The organism is Ulvibacter antarcticus (assembly GCF_003688405.1).
GTDB classification, from domain to species: Bacteria; Bacteroidota; Bacteroidia; order Flavobacteriales; family Flavobacteriaceae; genus Ulvibacter; species Ulvibacter antarcticus.
Window position 1 is genome coordinate 1 of sequence record NZ_REFC01000007.1, and the last position, 2,897, is coordinate 2,897.

A 2,897-nucleotide genomic window follows, 5' to 3' on the forward strand; every position below is an offset into this window, starting at 1 on the left:
GTATCGTTGTCAAATACATTGGCAAGGGTTCCTCCCGTTGTTCCGTTTACCGGAGTGGCCGAATAATCATCATCCACTGCCTCGATAGGATCAGGATTCCCAACAACAACTGTTACTGTTGCAGTATCACAGTTCGTTGGAACTGCAATCTCACAAATAGTGTAGGTTACTGTGTATGTTCCAGGTCCCGTTCCAGGAGCTACATCTACCGTTCCATTGGCATTTACTGTCAGTGGTCCGTTCGTGTTTGGGGTGATCGTTATATCATTTGGATCAACCGCTACTCCGTTTAAAGTGTCATTATCTAATAGGTCTGTGTAGGTGATTCCTAAGATTCCTTCTGCAGCTGTCGCTGTATAATCATCATCTACTGCATTTATACAACTAACGGTGATAGTAAAAGGAGCTGATTCCGAAGTACAACCATTAACATCTGTTACTGTATATGTAATATCTGTTGTACCCGCTGAAATAGCAGTTACTTCACCTGAGTTTGTGTCAATTGTAGCAACACTAGGAGTACCAGAAATCCATAATATAGTTCCAACAGCCGTAGTTGACAAAGTTGTCATTTCACCATTACAAAGAATATCATCACCTGTAATTACTGGCGCGTTAGGTGTAGCGTTAATCGTTACTGAAACATTTGAACTGTTAGGACAAGATCCGGCAGTTGTATAGGTGACTGAATAAGTTCCAGGAGTTGATGCACTTACATCGATTGCACCAGTTCCGGCGTTGATTGATAAACCAGAGGTACTAGTAAATGTTCCACCAGCCAATCCTGTAATGGTAGGAGTTGGGTCTGAAGCATCTGTACAATAAGAAGCGGCATCATAAGTAAACGATGCATCGTCTAAAGCGTTAATCGTTACTGAAACATTTGAACTGTTCGGACAAGATCCGGCAGTTGTATAGGTTACAGAGTATGTTCCAGGAGTTGAAGCACTAACATCAATAGCACCAGTTCCGGCGTTGATTGATAAACCAGCGGTACTTGAAAAAGTTCCACCAGCCAATCCTGTAATGGTAGGCGTTGGGTCTGAAGCATCTGTACAATAAGAAGCAGCATCATACGTGAAACTTGCATCGTCTAAGGTGTTGATTGTTACTGAAGCCGTTGAACTGTTAGGACACGTTCCAGCCGTTGTATAAGTTACTGTATAGGTTCCAGCAGTTGATGCACTAACATCAATAGCACCAGTTCCGGGGTTGATTGATAAACCAGCGGTACTTGTAAATGTTCCACCAGCCAATCCTGTAATGGTAGGCGTTGGATCTGAAGCATCTGTACAATAAGAAGCGGCATCATAACTAAACGATGCATCGTCTCTTGCATTTATTGTTACTGAAACATTTGAACTATTCGGACAAGTACCAGCAGTAGTATAAGTTACTGTATAAGTTCCAGCAGTGGATGCGCTAACATCAATAACACCAGTTCCAGCTGTAATTGATAATCCAGCAGGGCTACTGCTAAACGTTCCACCAGCCAATCCAGTAATTGTAGGAGTCGGATCTGAAGCATCTGTACAATAAGAAGCTGCATCATATGTGAAACTTGCATCGTCTAAAGCGTTGATCGTTACTGACTGATCTGAACTATTCGGACATGATCCGGCAGTTGTGTAGGTTACTGAATAAGTTCCAGGGGTTGATGCACTAACATCGATTGCGCCAGTTCCGGCGTTGATTGATAAACCAGCGGTACTAGTAAATGTTCCACCAGCCAATCCTGTAATAGTAGGAGTTGGATCTGTTGCATCTGCACAATAAGAAGCGGCATCATAACTAAAAGATGCATCGTCTAATGCATTAATCGTTACTGACTGATCTGAACTATTCGGACATGATCCGGCAGTTGTGTAGGTTACTGAATAAGTTCCAGGGGTTGATGCACTAACATCGATTGCGCCAGTTCCGGCGTTGATTGATAAACCAGCGGTACTAGTAAATGTTCCACCAGCCAATCCTGTAATAGTAGGAGTTGGATCTGTTGCATCTGCACAATACGAAGCGGCATCATAAGTAAACGATGCATCATCTAAAGCATTGATCGTTACTGAAACATTTGAACTGTTAGGACACGTTCCAGCCGTTGTATAAGTTACTGCATAGGTTCCAGCAGTTGATGCGCTAACATCAATTGCACCAGTTCCGGCGTTGATTGATAAACCAGCGGTACTTGTAAATGTTCCACCAGCCAATCCTGTAATGGTAGGAGTTGGGTCTGAAGCATCTGCACAATACGAAGCGGCATCATAAGTAAACGATGCATCGTCTAAAGCATTGATCGTTACTGAAACATTTGAACTGTTCGGACAAGATCCGGCAGTTGTGTATGTTACTGAATAAGTTCCAGGGGTTGATGCACTTACATCAATAGCACCAGTTCCGGCGTTGATTGATAAACCGGCTGTACTAGTAAATGTTCCGCCAGCCAATCCTGTGATTGTAGGAGTTGGATCTGAAGCATCTGTACAATAAGAAGCGGCATCATAATTAAAAGATGCATCGTCTAATGCATTAATCGTTACTGAAACATTTGAACTGTTCGGACAAGTTCCAGCAGTAGTATAGGTTACTGTATAAGTTCCAGCAGTTGATGCGCTAACATCAATCACTCCAGTTCCGGCGTTAATTGATAATCCAGCTGGGCTACTGCTAAATGTTCCACCAGCCAATCCTGTGATAGTTGGTGTTGGATCTGAAGCGTCTGTACAATATGAAGCTGCATCATAAGTAAAGGATGCATCGTCTAAAGCGTTAATCGTTACTGAAACATTTGAACTGTTCGGACATGATCCGGCAGTTGTATAGGTGACTGAATAAGTTCCAGGAGTTGATGCACTTACATCGATTGCACCAGTTCCGGCGTTGATTGATAAACCAGAGGT

Annotated in this window: 1 protein-coding gene; it reads right to left on the minus strand. The window is 42.8% G+C overall.

Going from position 1 to position 2,897, the window contains the following annotated elements; all coding sequences use genetic code 11:
• On the minus strand, positions 1-2,897 hold a 2,897-nt coding region (locus BXY75_RS17055), incomplete at both ends, for a beta strand repeat-containing protein (protein WP_394347308.1).